Here is a 20,189-nt window from a genome sequence, read left to right on the forward strand (position 1 = left end):
GTTACCGATGAAACTGTTCTATAAACCGGGCGCCTGCTCTCTTGCTTCCCATATTACGCTTCGCGAGAGCGGTAAAGATTTCACGCTGGACGGCGTTGACCTGATGAAAAAGCGTCTGGAAAACGGGGATGACTTTTTTGCGATTAACCCAAAAGGCCAGGTTCCGGCCCTGCTGCTGGATGATGGCACCCTGCTGACCGAAGGGGTGGCGATTATGCAATTCCTGGCGGACAACGTACCGGATCGTCAGCTCCTTGCCCCCACCGGCAGCATTGCGCGTTATAAAACGCTGGAGTGGCTGAACTATATTGCCACCGAACTGCACAAAGGCTTTACGCCCCTGTTCCGCCCGGACACGCCGGAAGAGTACAAACCTACCGTGCGCGCGCTGCTGGAGAAAAAGTTGCAGTACGTTAACGACGCGCTGAAAGACGACCAGTGGATCTGTGGCTCGCGTTTCACCATCGCCGATGCCTATCTGTTTACCGTTCTGCGCTGGGCGCGCGCGGTTAAGCTGAACATGGAAGGATTAGACCATGTCGCATCGTATATGACGCGCGTGGCGGAGCGTCCTGCGGTGGCAGCGGCGCTGAAAGCGGAAGGGTTGAATTAACCGAGCGGCCTGGATTGCCGGGTGGCGCTGACGCTTACCCGGCCTATAAATTCCGTAGGCCCGTGCAAGCGCAGCGGCGACGGGCGTTTTCTAAAGCTGCGTTGCGCTAAAATAGTGCTCCGGCTTCGCGATGCGATCCTGCGCCGCGACGACCTGGAGCTCATATTCCTGCATCGTCTTCGTCGCAATCATGATTTCATAAACGGCTGCGGTGACGTGCTCCAGCGCATCGCGCAGGCTCGCGCCCTGCAATAGCTTCACCAGCAGCAAACCGCTGGTCACATCCCCGACCCCGACAGGCTGACGTGCACCGAAATCCACCAGCGGTCGACTGATATGCCAGGCTTCATCCTTCGTCACCAGCAGCATCTCAAAACGGTCCTGGCTCAACCCTGCGCGTGCCAGGTGCTTAACCAGCACAATCTCTGGCCCCTGGGCGATCAGCTCGCGAGAGGCGCTTACAGCCTCTTCTACGCTGTTGACCGGATGCTCGCACAGGATCTCAAGTTCAATCAGGTTGGGGGCAATAATATCGCTGGCGGGCAATGCATGACGGACATGAAACTCCGCAACGCCCGGCGCTACGATGCAGCCTTTTTCCGGATGTCCCATCACCGGATCGCAGAAATATTTCGCCGCGGGGTTTGCCGCTTTCACCTGGCGCACAATGCCGAGGATATGTTCCCCCTGCTCCGCCGAACCCAGATAGCCGCTCAGTACGGCATCGCAGCGTTTAAGCTGGTCGATATCCGCAATCCCCTGAACGATTTCCGTCAGATGCGACGGCGGCATTACGCAGCCGGTCCATTTACCGTACTGGGTGTGATTCGAGAACTGGACGGTATTGAGGGGCCAGACGTTAACGCCGAGGCGGCGCATCGGGAATTCCGCAGCGCTGTTGCCAGCATGTCCAAACACAACGTGGGACTGAATGGCGAGGATGTTCTTCATGTTGTACTTACCAAACCCTGTCAAAACAAAAGGGGCGTGGTTTCCCACGCCCCTGCATACTTTTAATTACTTCCAGCAGACCAGGCAGTAATTTTTCTTACCGCGACGCAGCAGCGTGTAGCGACCATAGAGACGGTCGTTCTCGGTAAAGGTGTATTCCGGATCGGCCTGTTTTTCGCCATTAATGGTGATCGCGTTAGAGGCGATGGTTTTACGCGCCTGACCGCGAGACGGCTGGAGCTCGGAGTCCACCAGCGCCTGCATCAGATCGGCGCCTTTTTCCATCTCAACCATCGGCACGCCATCCTGCGCCAGCTGTTCGAAATCCGCTTCGCTTAAATCGCTCAGGGTTCCGTTGAACAGGCTAGCCGTAATGCGCTTCGCCGCCGCCAGACCTTCTTCGCCGTGAACCAGTTTAGTCACTTCGTCCGCCAGCACGTACTGGGCGCGTGGTGCTTTACCGCTGTTCTTGTCTTCTTCTTCCAGCGCATTGATTTCTTCGATATCCATAAAGGTGAAGAACTTCAGGAAGCGATAAACGTCGGCATCCGCCGTGTTGATCCAGAACTGGTAGAACTTGTACGGGCTGGTTTTCTTCGGATCCAGCCATACCGCGCCGCCTTCGGTCTTACCGAACTTGGTACCGTCGGCTTTGGTGATCAACGGCACGGTCAGACCAAACACCTGATTCTGGTGGAGGCGACGGGTCAGATCGATACCGGAGGTGATGTTACCCCACTGGTCGGAACCGCCAATTTGCAGAGAGACGCCGTGCAGTTTGTTCAGGCAGGCGAAGTCATACCCCTGCAACAGGTTGTAGGAGAACTCGGTGAAAGAGATACCCTGATCGTCACGGTTAAGACGCTGCTTCACTGCTTCTTTGTTAATCATCTGGTTAACAGAGAAGTGTTTGCCGATGTCACGCAGGAACGTCAGCACGTTCATGCCACCAAACCAGTCGTAGTTGTTCGCCGCAATCGCAGAGTTGTCACCGCAGTCGAAATCCAGGAACGGTGCAACCTGTTTACGGATCTTATCCACCCACTCCTGCACGGTGTCTTCGGTATTCAGCTTACGCTCAGCGGCTTTGAAACTTGGGTCGCCAATCAGACCGGTCGCGCCGCCAACCAGTGCGACAGGCTTATGGCCGGCCATCTGGAAGCGTTTCAGGCATAACAATGGAACAAGATGCCCCAAATGCAAGCTGTCAGCGGTGGGATCGAAGCCGCAATAGAGCGCGATCGGGCCTTGCGCCAGTCGCTCTGCTAACGCTTCCTCGTCCGTCACCTGGGCCACGAGGCCCCGCTCTTGCAATTGTTTAATCAAGTTACTGCTTGCCATCAAATTCTCCATGTATAAACGACTGCACCTTTGCCGGTACACGACTTTTCGCCTGATGCGAAAGGACCATAGAATAAAGCGCCAGCGCGGTGTGCGCTAGCGCTTAAATCAACAAATTTTGGGGATTACGGGGCCAGTCTGTCGATTTTCCAGCCACCGTTGTCGCGCTGGTATAAAAAGCGGTCGTGCAGGCGGTGTTCACCGCCCTGCCAGAATTCCATCTGCTCAATGGGGATGCGGAACCCGCCCCAGAAACTCGGCAGCGGTACTTCACCCTGCTGAAACTTCTGTTTGAGTTCGAGGAATTTACTCTCCAGCACGCCGCGGGCTGAGATTCGGCTGGACTGTTTAGAGACCCAGGCGCCGATCTGACTGTCGCGCGGGCGGCTGTGGAAATATTTTACCACTTCGAGCGTAGAGAGGCGCTCCGCCTTGCCGGTGACCATCACCTGGCGCTCCAGCATATGCCACGGGAAGAGCAGGCTAATACGCGGATTATTTTCAAGGTGATGCGCTTTACGACTGCCAAGGTTGGTGTAGAACACCAGCCCTTTCTCGTCATAATGCTTGAGAAGAACGATGCGTTGATACGGCTGACCATTTTCATCAACCGTGGCAACGACCATTGCCGTCGGGTCAGCCAGTTTCGCTTCGCAGGCCTGCTTCAGCCAGCGTTCAAAAAGCACCAGCGGTTCGGCGGGAAGATCCTGGCGGCGCAGACCGCCTTTGGTGTATTCACGGCGCAGATGCGCAATTTGCTGTAGTTCGTCGTTATCTGACATGGCGTTAGCTGAAAGTGAGATTGGGTGGCGCTATTGTGCGCGCCCCCTTCAAAAATCTCAACGCTTCGGATTTTCAAGCTGACAATTGTTCAGCACAATGCGGTCACGCTTGTAGACGGTGGCGCTGTCGCCTTTCGACCAGAAGACGTAGATCCCGTCTGAGTAGCGCGCACCGGAGGCCGACATTCCCTGCTTCAGCGTTAACAACTTATTGTCATAAACAAAGCTGGCTTCCTGATGCGGGTTGTTCAGCTTCACCGTCAGCGGTTTTTCATCACAACGATATTCCAGCGTATCGGTTTGCATACGCTCAACGAACTGGTTATAGACGCTGCATCCGGTCATAAGAAAAGGTACAGCAATGAGAAGAAGTTTTTTCATGGGCAGATTCCGAAGACTATCCTGGTCCTGGAGGGCCTAACCGCCCTCCTGTTTCTCCCTATTTTACGGGTTACGCCTCCCGCTGAATTTCAGTTAACTCTGATTATGGCGCGGGTTTGCGGGGAAAATGGCCCCAAGGACGCTCGCCTCCCGCGCACCGGTTACGGAGGGTAAATTCCCCGGCAGACCGGCAACCGTACGCCAGGCAAGCCAGGCGAAGGCCAGCGCTTCCATATCGTCTCCGCTGATCCCGGCTTCATCAGTGGTCGTGACTTCGGTGCCTGGCAGCAAGGCGGCGAGGCGTGCCATCACCAGCGGGTTGCGGCTTCCGCCTCCGCATACCAGCAAGCGCTCACATCCGCCGCTCAGCAACACCTGTTCAGAAATCGACACCGCGGTGAGCTCCGTCAGCGTAGCCTGCACATCCTGAGGCGCAAGGCCGGGGAAGCGCGCCAGCTGACGTTCAAGCCAGCCGTAGTTGAAATATTCCCGCCCCGTGCTTTTCGGCGCGGGCAGAGCAAAGAAAGGATCGCTTAACAGGGTTTGCAGCAAGGGAAGGATCACTTTCCCCTGGCTGGCCCACTGCGCGTCTTTGTCGTAGGCTTTACCGCTCTGACGCCAGATCCAGGCATCCATCAGCATATTACCGGGTCCGGTATCGTACCCCCGCACGGGCTGCCCGGGAATAAGCATCGACAGGTTGGCGATCCCGCCGATGTTCAGGACCATCCTGCGCTCTACCGGGTGCGCCAGCAGCGCCTGATGAAATGCCGGAACCAGCGGCGCCCCCTGCCCGCCGAGGGCCATATCGCGACGACGGAAATCACCCACCACCGTCACACCGGTTTTTGCCACAATCTGGTTGTTATCGCCAATTTGCATCGTGTGCGGCGCCTCGCCGACAGGTTCATGCCAGACGGTCTGCCCATGGCAACCTATTGCCACGATATCCTGCGGGTGGAGTCTTTCCTGCTGCATCAGGGCCAGTACCGCCTCAGCAAACAGCGCCCCCAGACGCACATCCAGTTGGCCCAGTTGGGAAAGCGTCAGCTGTTGTCCCTGGCAGATGTTCAGGATCTCTTCTTTTAACGAGACAGGAATAGGCCAGGTCAGGCTTGCCTGCTGCGCCACCATGTTTTCATCAATGGCGGCCAGAACGACATCCACACCGTCAAGACTGGTACCAGACATCACACCGATATAGCGACCCGATTTCATGCGCTTTCCTTACGTTACATGGGCTAAGTGCAAACACTCCATCATAAATAACGCGGCTTTGCTATGCGGTGATAATATTTTTTAACAATCTCAGACCTGTAGCACAGACGGTTTTTGTTTATGTCCCGTTAAGCCCTGTTGAAGTAAAATTTATCTATTCGGCATGCAAAGATATGAACTGTGGTCAGGAATGCCATATAATTTAGCCATAACGGATGCCCCAACCGGGCGTTTTTTGGTGAACAGGAGAGTCAAATGATTTTACGTGTACTGGGCGTTTCGCTGATTGGTTTAACACTGGCGGGTTGTGTGAATGACAGTTCACTCTCCGGCGACGTATATAGTGCTTCTGAAGCTAAACAGGTACAGAACGTGACATACGGTACTATCGTTAATGCCCGTCCTGTTCAGATTCAGGGTGGCGATGACACGAACGTGGTGGGCGCAATCGGTGGTGCTGTGCTGGGTGGTTTCCTGGGTAATACCATTGGCGGCGGCACCGGACGTTCTCTGGCTACCGCAGCGGGCGCAGTTGCAGGCGGCGTAGCGGGTCAGGGCGTTCAGGGTGCGATGAACAAAACTCAGGGCGTTGAGCTGGAAATCCGTAAAGACGATGGCAGCACCATTATGGTTGTGCAGAAACAGGGTAACACCCGCTTCTCTGCTGGCCAGCGTGTTGTACTGGCAAGCAACGGCAGCCAGGTTACCGTCTCCCCGCGCTAATATCCTGATGGATGTGGTCTGTTCAGACCGCATCCATTTAACAAAATCATCGTCTCCAACAATATATTTGCACAATACATTCACACGGTGAATTATTCATTTCATCTATTTTTGTCCGTGCGCAAAGTATTTTTTATTTCCCTCACTTAAACTCTTCGCAATCTCTTTTCTTTTTTAATTTTTAAATTCTCTATGCTTGCGATCTGTCGATTTGTAAAGAACCGCTTTGTGGCCTTCGCGCTTGGATGCATTGTTATCATTGCCGTATTACAAGCTTTTTTTATAAAACTTGTTGAATGGGTTCCTTCGTTTTCACCTTTGTTTTTCCCTACGCTGACGATATTTCTTCTGGTGTTTCATCTGTTTATTGCCTGTTTTATGGCAATGAAATACTGGTGCGACAGAAGGCGATTATATCTTGTTCCCATTGCCCTGGCCTTTGCCGGCTCAGCGTTATTGATGGTGGGGACTCTGTCCAGCTTCCCGGCCTGGCTTGATCTCTATCAGTTCAACGTGGCGAACTATAATGACGCCATGATTTTCTATATGTTCCGCCACTTTTTAATGGCGGTGCTGATAATCATCTCGGCATTGCTGTATACCCTGCGTACGTCCGCTCTCTCACGAAGCACCCACATCGGTATCGTTGTCGGCGCCTCGCTCTTTACGGGCAGTATGCTTGGGCTGGCATTGTTCTATTCCAGCCATTCAACCCTGCTCACACTGGACCTGGTAGACAATGAAACCCGACAGTTTATGGTTCTCTGGAGCCAGGCGATTAATATTATTTTGATCGTCCTGTGGGTAGTAACGTTAATCACCCTGATGGCCATTACCCGCGTGAGAAATTTGTTTTGGGTCGGCGGCAATTTTTTATGCGTCTGTTATATCGTCACCCTGCTCATGCTATTGTTAGGCGGACACGCTGAAGATATTTCATGGTACCGGGCACGGTTATTCGAAACTGTCGCTACATTAATCATTATCTTCATCTTACTTTCCGATGTATTTAATTTGTATCGTGACTCGCATGTAAAATATCAGCAGTCTTATCAAAACTCGATACGCGACCCCCTCACCCGTCTGTATAATCGTAGCTATTTCTATGATTCATTAAACCACGCGCTGAGTACAGCAACCCTGGCGCACCCGGTATCGGTGCTCGTGAGCGATCTTGACCGTTTCAAACGCATTAACGACTGCTACGGCCATTTGCAGGGGGATAAGGTTTTACAGTTTGTCTCAAACCTGTTGACCGATTCAGTGCGACCGCAGGATATCGCAGCGCGGATCGGCGGCGAAGAATTTGTGCTCATGCTGACAAATACCCCTTCCGATCTTGCGCAACAGGTTGCCGAACGCATACGTCTCAAATTGAGCGGTTTCGACAACGTCAGCAGCGGCGGTTATCTCCCGGAACCGATTACTATCAGTATGGGGGTATTCACCGCCACCTCGCCGGAGACCAGCGCTGAAACCTGTGTGGAAAGCGCGGATAAAGCCATGTACGAGGCAAAAGAGACGGGCCGCAACCGGGTGGTGGTGTTCAGAACATGACAGAGGCCTTGCACCAGCAAGGCCTGTAAACAACGTCAGTCGCGCGACTGTAAATCGTGGATGTTTTGCTCAAGACGGGCGATGAGTCCGATCAGCATTTCCAGCTCAGCGGGGGAAATACCGGCCAGGATCTCCCCTCGCGTTTTACTGATGACGGTCTCCATCTCAGTAATAATCGGGGCCGCTTTTTCCGTCAATTTAATCCGCTTGGCGCGACGATCGCTGGCGCAGGTTTGTCGGGAGATGAGTCCCTTCTCTTCCAGCTGGTCAAGGGTACGCACCAGAGAAGGCTGCTCAATACCAATCGCTTTTGCCAGTTGGATCTGTGACTGATCGGGCGGGAGCTGATGAATGTTATGCAGCGTAACCCAGTGCGTCTGCGTAAGTTCCAGAGGTTTCAGGCGATGGTCAATCAGAGCACGCCAGATGCGTACCAACCTTGCCAGATCAGAACCTAATGGCGATTCCAATTTCATCTCCTTATAATTAGCTTGCTAAGTGATTATAGTGATTTTAGAATAGTTTGCAGTATTTGTATTGCCAAAACAAATGCAATCACGGTATTCATCATTCCTTAAAGGATGATTTACACTGAATGGTAATGCGCCATCGCATTGAAATCTGCCAATGTGGCCCTCATTCCACCGCAAAGGATCGCTGCTTGTGACGTTGTTTTCCTTCTCCCCAGGGTTGCCCCTCCAGGATTTGATTGTTGGCGCATCGGTCTACTTTCCGCCACTGTTTAAAGCCGTGATGGTCGGTTTTGTAATCTGGCTCATTGCGCATCGTCTGCTGCGCGACTGGATGTATTCTGGTGAAATCTGGCACCCGATGTTAATGGATCTCTCCCTGTTTACCCTCTCCGTCTGTCTTGGCCTTGCCGTGTTAACCGTGTGGTGAGAATAGCATTGAAAACGTTAAAATATTTTTCCACTCTTTTCGTTTTAGCGCTGGCGGTGATGGCCGGCTGGTGGCTCTGGAATTATTACATGCAGTCGCCCTGGACGCGTGACGGCAAGATCCGCGCGGAACAGGTCAGCATCACGCCACAGGTGTCCGGCAGTATCAGCGCGCTTCAGGTGAAGGACAACCAGTACGTTCATGCGGGCGATGTGCTATTCCGTATCGATGAGACCCCTTTCCACATTGCGGTGCTTAATGCCCAGGCGCAGCTCGCAAAAGCTCAATCAGATCTGGCAAAAGCCAATAACGAAGCCGAACGCCGCCGCCATCTGTCGAGAAATTACATCTCTGCGGAGGATCTCGATACCGCCAATATCAATGTAAAAGCCATGCAGGCCAGCCTGAAGGTTGCAGAGGCAACGCTGAAACAGGCCGAGTGGCAACTGACCCAGACCGTGGTCAAAGCCCCGGTGGATGGATGGATCACGAGCCTGTCTACCCGTGTGGGTGATTACGCCACCACAGGCCAGCCGGTCTTCGCCCTGGTCGATAGCCACTCTTTCTATGTTGTAGGTTATTTTGAAGAGACCAAGCTGCGCCATATCCGCGAGGGTGCGCCTGCCCGGATCACGCTTTACAGCGGCGCAGAAACGTTACAGGGTCACGTTAGCAGCATAGGTCGGGCAATATACGATCAGAGCGTGGAAACCGATTCTGGCCTGGTGCCTGACATCAAACCCAACGTCCCGTGGGTGCGCCTGGCTCAGCGGGTGCCTGTTCGCGTCGAGTTTGATCAGCTGCCGAAAGACATTACCCTGGTCTCTGGCACAACCTGCACCGTCGCCATCGGATCGCGATGATGAACCTGGGGGCTTTCTCCTGGCGCAATACGCCGTGGATAAAAGCGACACGGCCGCAGTGGCGTTACGCGCTGCGCAACGGCATCGCCATGTGCCTTGCGCTTACGGTTGCCTATTATCTGAATCTGGATGAGCCTTACTGGGCGATGACCTCTGCGGCGGTCGTCAGCTTCCCTACCGTCGGGGGCGTTATCAGTAAAAGCCTCGGGCGCGTGGCGGGTAGCCTGCTGGGGGCAACCGCCGCACTGCTTCTTGCCGGCCATACCCTGAACGATCCCTGGCTCTTTCTGTTAAGCATGTCGGCATGGCTGGGGCTGTGTACCTGGGCCTGCGCCCATTTTACCAATAACGTTGCCTATGCGTTTCAGCTGGCGGGTTACACCGCGGCCATTATCGCCTTTCCGGTCGTCAACGTGCTGGACACCACCGAGCTGTGGGATATCGCCCAGGCACGCGTGTGTGAAGTGATGGTCGGCATTCTGTGCGGGGGCGTCATGATGATGATCCTGCCCAGTACCTCAGATGGCACTACGCTTATCACCGCCCTTAAAACGATGCACGCACGTTTGCTGGAACATGCCAGCCTGCTCTGGCAGCCTGACAGCAGCGATGACATCCGCCTCGCGCACGAAAAGGTCATCGGCCAGATCCTGACCATGAACCTGTTGCGCATCCAGGCTTTCTGGAGCCACTACCGTTTTCGTCGCCAGAACACGCTTCTGAACTATTTACTGCACCAGCAATTGCGGATGACGAGCGCGATCTCAAGCCTTCGCCGGATGTTGCTGAACTGGCCTGCACCGCCAGCCCATACCCGGGAGATTATCGAGGCGCTGCTCGCCGCTCTTGCGCGTCCGGATGCCGATATCTATACCGTGGCCCGCATTATCGCGCCGCTCGCCCCAACGGATGAATATGACTACAGGCACCGTGCCTTCTGGCAGCGTCTGAACTATTTCTGCCGCCTGTATCTGCGCAGCAGCCGCTGGTTAAAAGCCGTCGAGAATGCCACGCCCGTCACCGAATTTTCCGTTCCCGGTAGTCCTGCTCTGGCGCGCCATACCGACGCAATGGAGGCGCTGTGGAGCGGTTTTCGTACGTTTTGTGCGTTGACGGCCGTGGGCGCATGGGCCATCACCACGCAATGGGATGCGGGCAGTGCGGCCCTGACGCTTGCGGCAATCAGCTGCGTGCTCTATTCCGTCGCCGCTTCCCCCTTTAATTCCCTGACGCTTCTGCTGCGTACGCTGGTACTGCTGTCGCTATTCAGCTTCGTGGTGAAATTTGGTTTGATGGTGCAGATAACCGACCTCTGGCAATTTCTGCTGTTTCTCTTCCCGCTATTAACCACCATGCAGTTGCTCAAACTGCAAATGCCTAAACTGGCCGGTCTGTGGGGTCAGTTGATTGTTTTTATGGGCTCATTTATCTCTGTAACGAATCCACCGGTTTACGATTACGCTGATTTTCTCAACGACAACCTGGCGAAGATCCTCGGCGTGGGGCTGGCGTGGCTGGCTTTCGCTGTGCTACGCCCGGGCTCGGACGCGCGTAAAAGCCGCAGGCATATTCGGGAGTTGCGCAGGGGTTTTGTCGATCAGCTGAGCCGCAGGCCGCATCTGCGCGAAAGCGAGTATGAATCCCTGGTTTACCATCATGTCAGCCAGCTGAACAACAGCCAGGATTCACTCTCCCGTCGCTGGCTGCTGCGCTGGGGCGTGGTGCTGTTAAACTGTTCGCACGTGGTGTGGCAACTGCGCGCCTGGGAGACGCGTTCCGATCCGCTGTCGCAGGTCCGTGATAACTGTATTTCCATGCTCCGAGATGTGATGAGCGAGCGCGGAGTGCAGCAGCGCCCCCTGAGCGTCACGCTCGCCGAGCTTCAGCGTATTTGCGACGCGCTGGCGCACCATCATCAGCCTGCGGCCCGCGATCTGGCGTCCATTATCTGGCGGCTGCACTGCTCCCTGTCACAGCTTGAACAGGCGCCGCCACCCGGAACGATTGGCGATCAGATCACCCCGCAGGCATAGCGCGCCCCGCCGCCGCCAAGCGGTTTAGGCTGATCGGACATGTTATCGCCGCCCACGTGGACCATCAGCGCCTTGCCTTTGACCTCGTCAAGCTTTTTAAGTCGTGGCGCCACAACCGGATCGGTGGCTTTACCATCGTTATTTACCACCAGCACCGGCAGATCGCCGAGGTGCCCCATCCCTTCCGGGCCTTCATGCTTACCGGAGTTGTGCGGGTCGAGATGCCCCCCTGCGGCTTCCGCAGCTGTTGGTTTCCCCTCTTTCATCGCGGGTTGACAGCTGCCTTTGGCATGAACGTGAAAACCATGTTCGCCGGGTGGAAGAGCCTTGAGATCGGGAGCAAATTCCAGCCCTTTATCGGTTTCGGTGATTTTCACCGTCCCGATGGACTGGCCTACCCCCTGAGAAGTGACGAGATTCATTTCAACGTCCTCGCTGGCTGCATGCGCACCTGCGCAAACAACCAGCGTGACCATTGCCAGAGCAAAACGCTTCATAAGACCTCCACGGGTTATTTTTTGCACCTTAAGTCTATACCAGCGGCGCAGATTTCACCGGAAAGTCAGGTTCAGGCGTGCTCAGGGTACGTCGTAGCCCAGCGCCGCCTTGCGGATGCGGAACCACTGCTGACGCGTCATATCCAGCTCCTCAGCCACAAGCGCAGCGCGGACGCGCTCAATTTTGCCGGAGCCAATAATTGGCAGCGGTTTAGACGGCAGGCGCAGGATCCAGGCGTAAACCACCTGCTCGATACTCTCCGCATTCAGTTCGCGCGCCACCGTTTCAAGCTCGTTACGCAGCGGCTGGAATGCCTCATCGTTAAACAGGCGACCGCCTCCCAGACAGGACCATGCCATTGGACGGATGCGCAGCTGTTGCAGTTGGTCGAGCGTGCCATCCAGCAGCAGCGGCTGATGAACAGGCGAGATCTCCACCTGATTCGTCGCCAGCGTAAACGGCAGGCGAGACTGCAATAGCGCAAACTGTGCCGGGGTGAAGTTAGACACGCCAAAATGGCGCACTTTGCCGCTCTGGTGAAGCGTCAGGAAGGCTTCCGCGACCTCATCCGCATCCATCAACGGATCGGGTCGGTGGATCAGCAGCAGGTCGATACGATCGGTGGCCAGGTTAATCAGTGACTGCTCGGCGCTTTTAACGATATGCGCGCTGTCAGTGATGTAATGCCCAAGCGCATGCTCCGGTTTTGCTGTGGTGGCAATACCGCATTTGGTCACAATCTCCATACGTTCACGCAGCGCCGGCGCACGCTTCAGCGCTTCGCCAAAGGCAGCCTCGCATTGATAGCCGCCATAAATATCAGCGTGATCGACGGTGGTGATCCCGAGATCGAGATGCTCTTCTATAAAGTCCGCCAGCTGGACCGGAGACATATTCCAGTCCATAAGGCGCCAGTAGCCCATAACAAATCGGGAGAACTCCGGGCCCTGCGGGGCAAGGGTAATACGCTGAACCATAACATTTTCCTCAAGGAAGTCATGTCACCAGTATACGCAATTACCCTGCTAAAACAGTGAAGGTTGCTGAGGTTCTTCGCTTTCAACCGCTTTGTTTGCACGAATTTTACGCAGCAGACGCTGTCGACAGAGCCGTAAGACCTCCTGCTTTTGCGCGTCGCTGAAATTTTGCCAGTTAAAACGTTCATCGCGCGTGCGCATGCAGCCACGACAGTATCCTCGTTCATCTACCTGGCAAATACCCCGGCACGGGCTCTGGACAGGGAAAAACTCCAGTTGCTCTGCCACACCTACCTCCAGAACGTCATTATTCCCTACAGTGAAGACCCTAAATGGCTTGCATGCAAGGATGTGCGCCACAAACAGAGCATTAAGGTTTCGCTAATCTTCCCTTCTTATACTCGCCGCATTGATATAACGAATGGTCTGGTCATCATGTGGTTCACTAAAAAGTTACACTGTAACGATATAAAATTTACTCTGGGCTGTGCACTTTTCTTCACCGTACTGAATGCATTGTTTATCCAGCGCAGCTGGTCAATCATTGCGCCTGCACATCTGCACGATCTCCTGTTTGCTGCCAGCGTGCCGCTGGTGCTGTTCTGCGGCTGGGTGATTGTCTTCAGCCTGCTGAATATTCCCTTTGTTCGCAAGCCGCTCATGATTGTCCTGACCCTGGGATGCGCCGCCGCAACCTGGTTTATGTATACCTATGGCACGGTTATCGATCAGAACATGATTGTTAACGTGTTCGAAACTAATTCCCAGGAAGCGACTGCCCTGGTGACGCCGCAGATGATCCTGTGGCTGGTCGTTGCGGGTCTGGTTCCATCGATTATTTTAGCCCTGACGCGCATTCGCACCGGAAAATGGTGGTATGCCCTCCTGACGCGTGTCGCCGCTATGCTGGGTGCGCTGCTGGTGATCATCCTGGTCGCGGCGGTGTTTTATAAAGACTATGCTTCTCTGTTCCGCAATAACAAAAGCATCGTCAAAATGGTTACCCCGGCGAATTACGTGAGCGCCGTGGTGAAATACAGCAAAATGCGCTGGTTTGCCGGCGACCAGACGCTGGTCCGCATTGGCGAGGATGCTCATAAAGGCGCGCTGATTTCCAGCCAACGCAAGAAAACCGTGCTGATTGTGGTGGTGGGCGAAGCCTCCCGCGCCGCAAACTACTCGTTAAATGGTTACCCGCGTGAAACCAACCCCGAGCTGAAAAAGCAGGATGTCATCAACTTCCCCCAGGCTTCCTCCTGTGGCACGGAAACCGCCGTTTCCGTCCCCTGCATGTTCTCCGGCATGACGCGGAAAAAATATGACGCGGACCTCGCCCATCACCAGGAAGGTCTGCTCGATGTACTTAACCATGCCGGTTTCAACCTGCTGTGGCGCGACAACGACGGCGGGTGTAAAGGCGCCTGCGACCGCGTGCCGCACACGGACATGACCCAGTGGAAACTGGATCAGTTCTGTAAGGACAAATCCTGTATCGACGACGTCAACCTCTACCGTCTGGACAACGTACTGGATGGAATAAAGCAGGATACGGTACTGGTGATCCACCTGATGGGCAGCCACGGTCCGGCCTACTACAACCGTTATCCGGACAGCTTTCGCAAGTTCACCCCAACCTGCGATACCAATGAAATTCAGGATTGCGATCATCAGTCGCTGATCAATACCTATGACAACTCGATTTTGTATACCGACAGCGTGGTCAGCCGAACCATCGACGCGCTGAAAGCCCGGCAGGCCAACATGAACACGGCGCTCATTTACCTCTCCGATCACGGTGAATCGCTGGGCGAAAGCGGAATTTACCTGCACGGTACGCCGTATATGCTGGCCCCGGAGCAGCAAACGCATATTCCGTTTATGTTCTGGCTCTCCCCGGATTATGCGAAAAACTTCGGCGTAAACACGGATTGCCTGCGTGACCATGCCGCAAAAGAGGCGGTTTCACAGGACAATTTATTCGCCACCGTTCTGGGCATGATGGACGTGAAATCAGCGGTTTATCAACCGCAGCTGGATATTCTGTCGCAATGTCGTCGCTAAGCGTGCTTGCATTAGACCGAACGGTCTATTAGAGTAAGGGCATGAGCAGACACACTGAACACGATACACGAGAACATTTGCTGGCTACCGGCGAGCGCCTTTGCATGCATCGCGGGTTTACCGGTATGGGGCTGAGCGAATTGTTAAAAACCGCTGAAGTACCTAAGGGATCGTTTTATCACTATTTTCGATCCAAAGAGGCGTTTGGCGTTGCCATGCTGGAGCGGCACTACGCCAGCTACCATCAGCGCCTGGCAACCCACTTCGCCAGCAGTGAAGGTGACTACCGGGATCGTGTTCTGAACTACTATCAGGAAACGCTGACGCAGTTCTGTCAGCAGGGCATCATCAGCGGCTGCCTGACGGTAAAACTGTCTGCCGAAGTGTGCGATCTCTCCGAAGATATGCGCACCGCAATGGATAAAGGGGCCAGCGGCGTTATTGCCCTGCTGGCTCAGGCGCTGGAGAGCGGGCGCAATGAAAAAACGCTCTCCTTCTCCGGCGATCCGCTCACGCAGGCACAGGTGCTCTATTCCCTCTGGTTAGGCGCCAACCTGCAAGCAAAAATGTCTCGCAGCGCCGTGCCGCTCGAAAGCGCGCTGGCGCATGTGAAAAACTGTATTACCGCGCCTGGCGTGTAGCCGGCGTTTTTATTTACCCTTTTACTAGTCGACTGGTCTACTCAGGAGCCGTTATGTCCGCTGAAAAGCTGTTTACCCCACTGAAAGTGGGTGCCGTTACTGCCCCAAACCGCGTGTTTATGGCCCCACTTACCCGTCTGCGCAGCATCGAGCCGGGCGATATCCCAACGCCATTGATGGGTGAGTATTACCGCCAGCGCGCCAGCGCGGGCCTGATTATCTCCGAAGCCACGCAGATTTCTGCTCAGGCAAAAGGCTACGCCGGTGCACCGGGTCTGCACAGCCCGGAACAGATCGCCGCGTGGAAAAAAATCACCGCAGGCGTGCATGCTGAAGATGGCCGTATTGCGGTTCAGCTGTGGCACACCGGTCGTATCTCACACAGCAGCATCCAGCCTGGCGGTCAGGCGCCGGTTTCTGCCTCTGCCCTGAACGCCAATACCCGCACTTCCCTGCGCGATGAAAACGGTAATGCGATCCGCGTCGACACCACCACGCCACGCGCGCTGGAGCTGGACGAGCTCCCGGGTATTGTGAATGATTTCCGTCAGGCCGTCGCCAACGCCCGTGAAGCGGGCTTCGACCTGGTTGAGCTTCACTCTGCGCACGGTTACCTGCTGCATCAGTTCCTGTCCCCGTCTTCCAACCAGCGTACCGACCAGTACGGCGGCAGCGTTGAAAACCGCGCGCGTCTGGTGCTTGAAGTGGTGGATGCTGTCTGTAATGAGTGGAAGGCAGACCGCATTGGTATTCGTGTCTCCCCGATCGGTACTTTCCAGAACGTCGACAACGGTCCGAACGAAGAAGCAGACGCGCTGTATCTGATTGAAGAGCTGGCGAAACGCGGTATCGCCTATCTGCACATGTCCGAGCCGGACTGGGCAGGCGGCAAGCCTTACAGTGAAGCCTTCCGTCAGAAAGTGCGCGAGCGCTTCCACGGCGTGATTATCGGGGCGGGTGCGTATACGGCAGAGAAAGCCGAGGATTTGATCGGTAAAGGCCTGATCGACGCCGTGGCCTTTGGCCGTGACTACATTGCTAACCCGGATCTGGTTGCCCGTTTGCAGAAAAAAGCCGAACTGAACCCGCAGCGTCCTGAAAGCTTCTATGGCGGCGGCGCGGAAGGTTATACCGACTACCCTTCACTGTAATCCCGCTTTGTACATTGATAGCGGCGACCTTTCGCCGCTATACTAAAACATCGTTTCTGTTCAAAAAGATAATCCATTCCACTGGTTAATGAGGAAATTATGCGCCTACTTCACACCATGCTGCGCGTTGGCGACCTGCAACGTTCCATCGATTTCTACACTAACGTTCTGGGCATGAAGCTGCTGCGCACCAGCGAAAATCCGGAATATAAATACTCCCTGGCGTTTGTCGGTTACGGCCCGGAATCTGATGAAGCGGTCATCGAGCTGACCTACAACTGGGGCGTGGACAGCTACGAGCTGGGTACGGCTTACGGCCACATCGCGCTGGAAGTGGATAACGCCGCCGAAGCCTGCGAACGTATCCGCAGCAATGGCGGTAACGTCACCCGTGAAGCCGGTCCGGTTAAAGGCGGTACCACCGTCATTGCGTTTGTGGAAGATCCGGACGGTTATAAAATCGAACTGATTGAAGCCAAAGACGCTGGTCGCGGTCTGGGCAATTGATCCCGCAGGGCGCACTATGCGCCCGTTGTTTTGCTGCATCCCCTCTCAAAATTTGCCATAATGCGCACTGCTTTTTCCCCCTTGTAAGAGACCCTGATGTCCGATAACGCTCAATTTACCGGTCTGTGCGACCGTTTTCGTGGTTTTTATCCCGTTGTCATTGATGTTGAAACAGCCGGATTTAACGCTAAAACCGATGCGCTGCTTGAGATTGCCGCCATCACGCTGAAGATGGATGAACAGGGCTGGCTTGTACCGGACACCACGCTGCATTTCCACGTTGAACCCTTTGAAGGGGCAAACTTACAGCCAGAGGCGCTGGCCTTTAACGGTATCGATCCGACAAACCCGCTGCGCGGGGCGGTAAGCGAATACGAGGCGCTGCACGCCATTTTCAAAATGGTGCGCAAAGGCATGAAAGAGAATGACTGTAGCCGCGCCATCATGGTGGCCCACAATGCCACCTTTGATCACAGCTTCACTATGGCTGCCGCCGAGCGTGCCTCGCTCAAGCGTAATCCATTCCATCCGTTTGTGACCTTCGACACCGCCGCGCTGAGCGGCCTGGCGCTGGGGCAAACCGTGCTCTCTAAAGCCTGCATCACGGCGGGTATTGCGTTTGACGGCACCCAGGCGCATTCCGCGTTATACGACACCGAGCGTACGGCGGAGCTGTTCTGTGAGATCGTCAACCGCTGGAAACGTCTCGGCGGCTGGCCGCTGCCGATGGGCGACGAGGCCGATCTTCAATCGTAGGTTGGGTAATCAATAGCCCCACAGGACAAAAAAAAGCGACCAACATAATGTGGTCGCTTTTTTATATCCGCAGAAAACTTACTCTGCGTCCGGCTCTTCGGTTTTATACTTCGCCGCAGTCTCTTTGATCAGCTGTTGCAGTTCGCCGCGCTGATACATTTCAATCAGGATGTCGCATCCGCCGACCAGTTCACCATCAACCCACAGCTGTGGGAAGGTCGGCCAGTTGGCGTATTTTGGCAGTTCCGCGCGAATGTCCGGGTTTTGCAGGATATCAACGTAAGCAAAACGCTCACCACAGGCGGACAGTGCCTGAACCGCTTGCGCGGAGAAGCCGCAGCTTGGCAGCTTCGGAGAACCTTTCATGTACAGGAGAATCGGGTTTTCAGCGATCTGGCGCTGAATTTTTTCAATAGTGGTGCTCATGTCTTGCTTCCTTTAACTTCTGTTACGGCATCAGTCTGACATTGTAGCGGGTCAGGCCGACATCGGAAAATAACATTTTTGTCACGTCTAATTATTTTATCGCTTATCGCATAAAGTTGCATTGCTAATGTCGTTTATCCCCAGACGAGGTGCGGTTTTGCTTAAGGAGCGAACAGGAGTGCGACAGAATGGTGAATTTTTTTGCACTTGCTAACGAAACATAATTTTTGAATGAAAAATGCTATTAACTTCTTCTGAATTTATGGATTAGAATCGACAGGTTTTGTAAATCTCACGCGGGTATGCATTGTGGCCTGCATTTATCAGGGGACTGCCCAGTGGCGCGGATAACTAAAATCTCGATGACGCTCTGTGCTTTACTGTTTACCACACTCTCATTTACGCCAGCGGCGAACGCCTCTGAACAGGCGCGGCATTCTGCTGTACAAAAATCGCATCTGGCAAAAACCACAGAACGTAAGAAAAAAACCACCAGTAAAACAGTAAAGAAGAAAACCACCGCTCAGACCAAAAAGACCGCCTCCAGTAAACCCAAAACTCTCCGTTCCGGCACGCACAAAACCACCCGCACGACCGCCAGCCTGGTGAATGAAAAATGCACCGTGCGCAAAGGCCATAAAACGAAATGCGCAAAAGTGACGAAGCTGGCTGACGTGCATAAAGCGCGTATGCAGAAAGCGCAAAAAACGGCGATGAACAAACTGATGGGGCAAATAGGTAAACCGTATCGCTGGGGTGGCACCTCTCCGCGCACCGGTTTTGACTGTAGTGGGCTGGTTTATTATGCCTATAAAGATCTGGTGAAGTTTCGCATTCCACGCACCGCCAATGAGATGTACCATCTGCGGGACGCCGCGCCTGTAAACCGTGGCGAACTGCAAAATGGCGACCTGGTGTTCTTCCGCACCCAGGGACGCGGTACGGCCGATCACGTTGGGGTGTATGTGGGTAACGGTAAATTTATCCAGTCACCGCGCAGCGGTCAGGACATTCAGATCACCTCCCTCAGCGAAGATTATTGGGTGCGCCACTATGTGGGTGCGCGCCGCGTGATGACGCCAAAAACCATTCGCTAAACCCTGCCCTGCCGCCTCCATGGCAGGGTAAGTTCCTCTTTTGCATACCCTTTCAATTTGCTATTCTGTCCTTGTTGTCTGTAGGGTTATTGGCAACGTATAAAACTATAAGGAGAGAAGCAATGTCGTTCGAATTACCTGCACTACCGTATGCAAAAGACGCCCTGGCCCCGCACATTTCCGCGGAAACCCTGGAGTACCATTACGGCAAGCATCACCAGACCTATGTCACCAACCTGAACAATCTGATCAAGGGCACCGATTTTGAAGGCAAAACGCTGGAAGAGATCGTGCGCAGTTCAGACGGCGGCGTATTCAACAACGCCGCACAGGTGTGGAACCACACCTTCTACTGGCACTGCCTGGCCCCAAACGCAGGCGGAGAACCTACCGGTGAGCTGGCGGTAGCGATTAACGCCGCGTTCGGCAGTTTCGCGGATTTTAAAGCGAAGTTTACTGACGCAGCCGTTAAAAACTTTGGCTCCGGCTGGACCTGGCTGGTAAAAGAGGCTGATGGCAAACTGGCTATCGTTTCCACTTCTAATGCGGGTACCCCTCTTACCACCAGCGCCACGCCGCTGATGACCGTGGACGTATGGGAACACGCCTATTACATTGATTACCGTAATGCGCGCCCGAACTACCTGGAACACTTCTGGGCACTGGTTAACTGGGAATTTGTTGCGAAGAACTTCGCCGCGTAAGAGACACGC

23 protein-coding genes are annotated in these 20,189 nt (G+C 54.5%); 13 read left to right on the plus strand and 10 right to left on the minus strand.

Annotated features, from left to right (window positions below; all coding sequences use genetic code 11):
- Positions 1-7 precede the first annotated feature (7 nt).
- The gene (gene gstA / locus ACOTYH_RS00925) at positions 8-613 is read left to right on the plus strand and encodes a glutathione transferase GstA (protein WP_003857598.1); all 606 of its coding nucleotides are present in this window, start codon (positions 8-10) and stop codon (positions 611-613) included.
- Positions 614-703: 90 nt separating this feature from the next.
- Here gstA and pdxY read toward each other — a convergent pair whose 3' ends face one another.
- From pdxY to anmK, 5 genes are all read right to left on the minus strand, one after another.
- A complete protein-coding gene (pdxY, locus tag ACOTYH_RS00930) occupies positions 704-1,564 on the minus strand; it encodes a pyridoxal kinase PdxY (protein ID WP_015570669.1) in 861 nt (286 codons plus the stop codon).
- A 66-nt stretch (positions 1,565-1,630) separates the two neighbouring features.
- A complete protein-coding gene (tyrS, locus tag ACOTYH_RS00935) occupies positions 1,631-2,905 on the minus strand; it encodes a tyrosine--tRNA ligase (RefSeq protein WP_017384594.1) in 1,275 nt (424 codons plus the stop codon).
- Between the two features lie 125 nt (positions 2,906-3,030).
- The gene (gene pdxH, locus ACOTYH_RS00940) at positions 3,031-3,687 is read right to left on the minus strand and encodes a pyridoxamine 5'-phosphate oxidase (protein WP_003857601.1); all 657 of its coding nucleotides are present in this window, start codon (positions 3,685-3,687) and stop codon (positions 3,031-3,033) included.
- 57 nt (positions 3,688-3,744) lie between these two features.
- Positions 3,745-4,068, minus strand: a complete 324-nt coding sequence (gene mliC, locus ACOTYH_RS00945) for a C-type lysozyme inhibitor (RefSeq protein ID WP_015570672.1) — start codon at positions 4,066-4,068, stop codon at positions 3,745-3,747.
- Between the two features lie 93 nt (positions 4,069-4,161).
- Positions 4,162-5,286 (minus strand): anhydro-N-acetylmuramic acid kinase, encoded by a 1,125-nt coding sequence (anmK, locus tag ACOTYH_RS00950; protein WP_015570673.1) that lies wholly within the window; start codon positions 5,284-5,286, stop codon positions 4,162-4,164.
- Between the two features lie 255 nt (positions 5,287-5,541).
- Between anmK and slyB the strand changes: the two genes are divergently transcribed.
- On the plus strand, positions 5,542-6,009 hold the full coding sequence (gene slyB, locus ACOTYH_RS00955; protein ID WP_003857604.1) for an outer membrane lipoprotein SlyB: 468 nt from the start codon (positions 5,542-5,544) through the stop codon (positions 6,007-6,009).
- 192 nt (positions 6,010-6,201) lie between these two features.
- Entirely contained in the window at positions 6,202-7,566 is a 1,365-nt protein-coding gene (locus tag ACOTYH_RS00960; RefSeq protein ID WP_045911665.1) for a sensor domain-containing diguanylate cyclase, read from the plus strand.
- Between the two features lie 35 nt (positions 7,567-7,601).
- Here ACOTYH_RS00960 and slyA read toward each other — a convergent pair whose 3' ends face one another.
- Positions 7,602-8,042 carry a transcriptional regulator SlyA gene (gene slyA, locus ACOTYH_RS00965; protein WP_006808997.1) on the minus strand — a complete coding sequence of 147 codons (441 nt, stop codon included), beginning with the start codon at positions 8,040-8,042 and terminating at the stop codon, positions 7,602-7,604.
- A 187-nt stretch (positions 8,043-8,229) separates the two neighbouring features.
- Here slyA and ACOTYH_RS00970 point away from each other — a divergent pair, with 187 nt between their 5' ends.
- From ACOTYH_RS00970 to ACOTYH_RS00980, 3 genes are read left to right on the plus strand one after another with little or no spacing between them, the layout of a single operon-like run.
- Positions 8,230-8,466, plus strand: coding sequence for a DUF1656 domain-containing protein (locus ACOTYH_RS00970; protein ID WP_045911664.1), 237 nt, complete (start codon positions 8,230-8,232; stop codon positions 8,464-8,466).
- 2 nt (positions 8,467-8,468) lie between these two features.
- Positions 8,469-9,329: an HlyD family secretion protein gene (locus ACOTYH_RS00975; protein ID WP_219378637.1), complete on the plus strand. Its 861-nt coding sequence runs from the start codon at positions 8,469-8,471 to the stop codon at positions 9,327-9,329.
- Positions 9,329-11,362, plus strand: a complete 2,034-nt coding sequence (locus ACOTYH_RS00980; protein ID WP_026080711.1) for an FUSC family protein — start codon at positions 9,329-9,331, stop codon at positions 11,360-11,362. Before ACOTYH_RS00975 ends, ACOTYH_RS00980 begins: the two co-directional genes overlap by 1 nt.
- Here the strand turns inward: ACOTYH_RS00980 and sodC are convergent.
- The 3 genes from sodC to ACOTYH_RS00995 all read right to left on the minus strand — a co-directional run bounded on the left by sodC (position 11,341) and on the right by ACOTYH_RS00995 (position 13,125).
- Positions 11,341-11,859 (minus strand): superoxide dismutase [Cu-Zn] SodC, encoded by a 519-nt coding sequence (gene sodC, locus ACOTYH_RS00985; protein ID WP_015570677.1) that lies wholly within the window; start codon positions 11,857-11,859, stop codon positions 11,341-11,343. The two genes, ACOTYH_RS00980 and sodC, sit on opposite strands and share 22 nt — an antisense overlap.
- Positions 11,860-11,940: 81 nt before the next feature.
- Positions 11,941-12,837 carry an aldo/keto reductase gene (locus ACOTYH_RS00990; protein ID WP_015570678.1) on the minus strand — a complete coding sequence of 299 codons (897 nt, stop codon included), beginning with the start codon at positions 12,835-12,837 and terminating at the stop codon, positions 11,941-11,943.
- 48 nt (positions 12,838-12,885) lie between these two features.
- A complete protein-coding gene (locus tag ACOTYH_RS00995; protein WP_017384600.1) occupies positions 12,886-13,125 on the minus strand; it encodes a DUF1289 domain-containing protein in 240 nt (79 codons plus the stop codon).
- 147 nt (positions 13,126-13,272) lie between these two features.
- Between ACOTYH_RS00995 and eptA the strand changes: the two genes are divergently transcribed.
- The 5 genes from eptA (at position 13,273) to rnt (ending at position 17,953) form a co-directional block, all read left to right on the plus strand.
- The gene (eptA, locus tag ACOTYH_RS01000; RefSeq protein WP_045329740.1) at positions 13,273-14,898 is read left to right on the plus strand and encodes a phosphoethanolamine transferase EptA; all 1,626 of its coding nucleotides are present in this window, start codon (positions 13,273-13,275) and stop codon (positions 14,896-14,898) included.
- A 41-nt stretch (positions 14,899-14,939) separates the two neighbouring features.
- Complete coding sequence (locus ACOTYH_RS01005) at positions 14,940-15,539, plus strand: TetR/AcrR family transcriptional regulator (RefSeq protein WP_023303561.1); 600 nt, start codon at positions 14,940-14,942, stop codon at positions 15,537-15,539.
- 53 nt (positions 15,540-15,592) lie between these two features.
- Positions 15,593-16,690, plus strand: a complete 1,098-nt coding sequence (locus tag ACOTYH_RS01010) for an alkene reductase (protein WP_169721925.1) — start codon at positions 15,593-15,595, stop codon at positions 16,688-16,690.
- A gap of 99 nt (positions 16,691-16,789) precedes the next feature.
- Entirely contained in the window at positions 16,790-17,197 is a 408-nt protein-coding gene (gene gloA, locus ACOTYH_RS01015) for a lactoylglutathione lyase (RefSeq protein WP_003857623.1), read from the plus strand.
- A 96-nt stretch (positions 17,198-17,293) separates the two neighbouring features.
- Positions 17,294-17,953, plus strand: coding sequence for a ribonuclease T (gene rnt / locus ACOTYH_RS01020; protein WP_003857625.1), 660 nt, complete (start codon positions 17,294-17,296; stop codon positions 17,951-17,953).
- Between the two features lie 78 nt (positions 17,954-18,031).
- On the opposite strand, the gene grxD is transcribed toward rnt, so the two are convergent.
- Complete coding sequence (gene grxD / locus ACOTYH_RS01025) at positions 18,032-18,379, minus strand: monothiol glutaredoxin 4 (RefSeq protein WP_003832760.1); 348 nt, start codon at positions 18,377-18,379, stop codon at positions 18,032-18,034.
- Between the two features lie 338 nt (positions 18,380-18,717).
- Here grxD and ACOTYH_RS01030 point away from each other — a divergent pair, with 338 nt between their 5' ends.
- Both ACOTYH_RS01030 and sodB read left to right on the plus strand, forming a co-directional pair.
- Positions 18,718-19,476 carry a C40 family peptidase gene (locus ACOTYH_RS01030; protein WP_017384605.1) on the plus strand — a complete coding sequence of 253 codons (759 nt, stop codon included), beginning with the start codon at positions 18,718-18,720 and terminating at the stop codon, positions 19,474-19,476.
- A gap of 122 nt (positions 19,477-19,598) precedes the next feature.
- A complete protein-coding gene (sodB, locus tag ACOTYH_RS01035) occupies positions 19,599-20,180 on the plus strand; it encodes a superoxide dismutase [Fe] (RefSeq protein ID WP_033487105.1) in 582 nt (193 codons plus the stop codon).
- Positions 20,181-20,189: the final 9 nt, after the last annotated feature.

It is taken from the genome of Enterobacter cloacae complex sp. SHL001 (assembly GCF_049236825.1).
Classification (GTDB): domain Bacteria; phylum Pseudomonadota; class Gammaproteobacteria; order Enterobacterales; family Enterobacteriaceae; genus Enterobacter; species Enterobacter hormaechei_C.